3 protein-coding genes are annotated in these 2,590 nt (G+C 70.4%); all 3 read right to left on the reverse strand.

Annotation, left to right across the window (positions count from 1 at the left end):
- Nucleotides 1-56: 56 nt before the first annotated feature.
- The 3 genes from ABZZ20_RS36700 to ABZZ20_RS36710 all read right to left on the reverse strand — a co-directional run bounded on the left by ABZZ20_RS36700 (nt 57) and on the right by ABZZ20_RS36710 (nt 2,495).
- Nucleotides 57-290, reverse strand: coding sequence for a hypothetical protein (locus tag ABZZ20_RS36700; protein WP_356877370.1), 234 nt, complete (start codon nt 288-290; stop codon nt 57-59).
- A gap of 346 nt (nt 291-636) precedes the next feature.
- A complete protein-coding gene (locus ABZZ20_RS36705) occupies nt 637-1,800 on the reverse strand; it encodes a helix-turn-helix transcriptional regulator (RefSeq protein WP_356877372.1) in 1,164 nt (387 codons plus the stop codon).
- A 44-nt stretch (nt 1,801-1,844) separates the two neighbouring features.
- Entirely contained in the window at nt 1,845-2,495 is a 651-nt protein-coding gene (locus tag ABZZ20_RS36710; protein WP_356877374.1) for an HAD family hydrolase, read from the reverse strand.
- Nucleotides 2,496-2,590 lie beyond the last annotated feature (95 nt).

Here is a 2,590-nt window from a genome sequence, read left to right on the forward strand (position 1 = left end):
TCTTGCAACAGCGGCCGTCCTGGGTTGGACTATGCCGTCCGTGCATCGGGGGCGGGTCAACGGAGGGCGTTGATCAGTTGGACGTTGCCTGCGGCGGTCGGGAGCTCTCGACCGCCGTGTGAGGGCCGGATGTAGGCAAGGCGCACGGTGGTCACCCGACCCTCGTGGTCCCTCTTGGGCTCCTGGACGACGGCCGTCAACTCTCCCTCGGTGCCGCTCGGGATGTCCCGGACGGCCTTGCCGATCCAGGGGTGTCGTTCATGGAAGAAGCTATCGACGCTGTCCGCCATCGCCCCTCCCCTCGCCGCGGTGGCCTCGCTCACTGCCCTCGATGGGTCTGCATGCCGGGTCGTGGGGAAGGTGGGCGTGGTTGTCCGGACGGGCCCCGGACGCCGAGTCCACGGGGATCGTCTTGGCCGGGCCGAGGATGACGCGGTCGCAGAGAACGCAGATCCGGATCACTGCTGCACCCCCGTGCTTCGACGCCGTGCGCGGTCCCCGCACGTCGCTCGGTTGATCCGGGTGATGCTGTTATCGGTGATCACGAGCCCTCCCACTCTGCCGGTTCGATGCAGATGGTGGGGCATGGCAAGCACCGCAAGGGATACAGCCTGTATCCGATCGGGGGAACGCGACTCAGACGGCACCGATCCACTCGGCAAAGTGGGTCAGTGACTCGGCGTGGGCGCGTTTGAGGCGGCGGATCGTCTCGATGGTTTCACGTACCCACGGGTGTTCGCGTACGTGCTGGGGCCCGTGCCTGCGGGCCGTCTTGAGGGACTCGAAGGCGCCGTCGGGGTCTCCGGCCCACAACTGGGCCCGGCTCACCTCGATCCAGAAGCCGGACCGACGCTCGGCAGGGGTCTCGTCTCCCGGACTCCACCGGCTGACCACGTCGAGAGCGTCGCCGATGTGATCCCGGCCGAGGCTGACGGCAACGGACACCTCGTGGATGCGCACGCTGGAGGGGCCGAAGGCCGTACCGAGGTAAACGCCCTCGGTCAGTCCGTTGGCCAGGGTTCTTGCCTCGCGGAGGTGGCCGTGCGCGGCATCCGCGTTGCCGGCACGCGCTGCGACGACCGCGGCCCTCATGTGCAGCGCGCCGCGGCCGGCTGCCGATCGTGCGGTGCCGGGCGGCGGAGCCGAGTCGAGTGCGCGCTCCAACGCGACGTGCCCGACCCGGTGCGCGCGTGCGGCGAGGAACGTCTCGGCATGGACGTACGCGGCGGTGGCGGCGACATCGGCGTCGTCGGCCTGCACGGCGGCCCACCGCATGACGTCGATCAGGCGGGCAGAGAGGTCGTGGGCACCGTACTTGTAGGCGACCGCGTCCGCCGTCCGGGCCGCGGCCACCAGGAGGCGGGCGGATTCGGCCCTGCCGCCGGCGTGCAGGTGGGCCAGGGAGTCCGTCAGGAGGGCCGGTACGTGTGTCGCGATCAGCCCGTACTGAGCCGCAAGGCGCCAGCCGACGGCTGCGCCGATGCCGCTCCGCAGTTCGGCCAGGGGTCTGCGCGGAGCGTCCCCCAACGGGATCTCGTATCCGGCGATCGCCGCAGAGATCACGGGCAGGGCGGTACGCACCCGGTGACCGGTGCCGGTGTACGTCGGGTCGAGCCGGGAGGGATCCGTTCCGAGCGCCGAGGCGATACCCGCCAGTGTGGTCTGGCCGGGGTTGCGAGCACCCCGCTCGATCGCCTTGACCATGGGCAAGGAGACATGGGCCTCACGCGCGAGGTCTGCTTGCGTCATGCGTCGCGCGTGCCGTCGCGCGGCGATGCGCTGCCCGATGTGGTCGGCCATGCCCGCACCGTACCGTGCAGGACCGAGCCCGCTCGTGAACTCCGCTACACAGGTGCCTTTTTGAGGATCTCCGGGAGCTCTCTCAGCGAGTCGATGGACCAGTCCGCGGCAGCCCGGACTTCCGGGTCGTCCGCCCACCAGTGCCCCCAGGGTCCCCGTCGCAGGTGCGCCGTACGCAGACCTGCGCCAGCCGCGGGGAAGACATCGTTCTGCGGATGGTCGCCCACGTACAGCGTCTCCCGCGCGGGGGCCCCGGACACCTCCAACACCCGCTCGAAAAAGGCGCGCTCGGGCTTTGCCACGCCCCATTCAGCGGAGGTCACGACCATGTCTGCCGGCAGGTCCAGCGCGCGCAAGAGATCACCCATCCGGGAACTCTGGTTGCCCGCGACGATGACACGTACCCCATCGGCCCGCAGCGCAGCCAGCGCCGGGCGGACGTCCTCGTAGAGGTCCGCCTCGTCCAGCCGCTCTCCCCTACCGGCTGCCTCACGAGCGGCGTACTCGGCACCGATGTCGATGCCGGGGCGCAGGAGGCGCATCGCGTCGGCGTTGTCCTGGCCGGCGACCACCACCGCCCCCACGAGCGCGGACAAGGTGTGCCGTGGCACGCCGATCCAGTCGGCCCAGGACGCCCAGTAGCGGTCGTCTCGGGTCAGGGTCTCTCCGACGTCCAACACGACAGTCCGAATCATCGGACCAGCGTACTGACCTGCTCCCCGCGGCCGCGCCCCCCGATGCACGGACGGCATAGTCCAACCTCGGGCGGCCGTTGGTCGCCGAGCCGGGC

It is taken from the genome of Streptomyces sp. NPDC006430 (assembly GCF_040612395.1).
Lineage (GTDB): Bacteria > Actinomycetota > Actinomycetes > Streptomycetales > Streptomycetaceae > Streptomyces.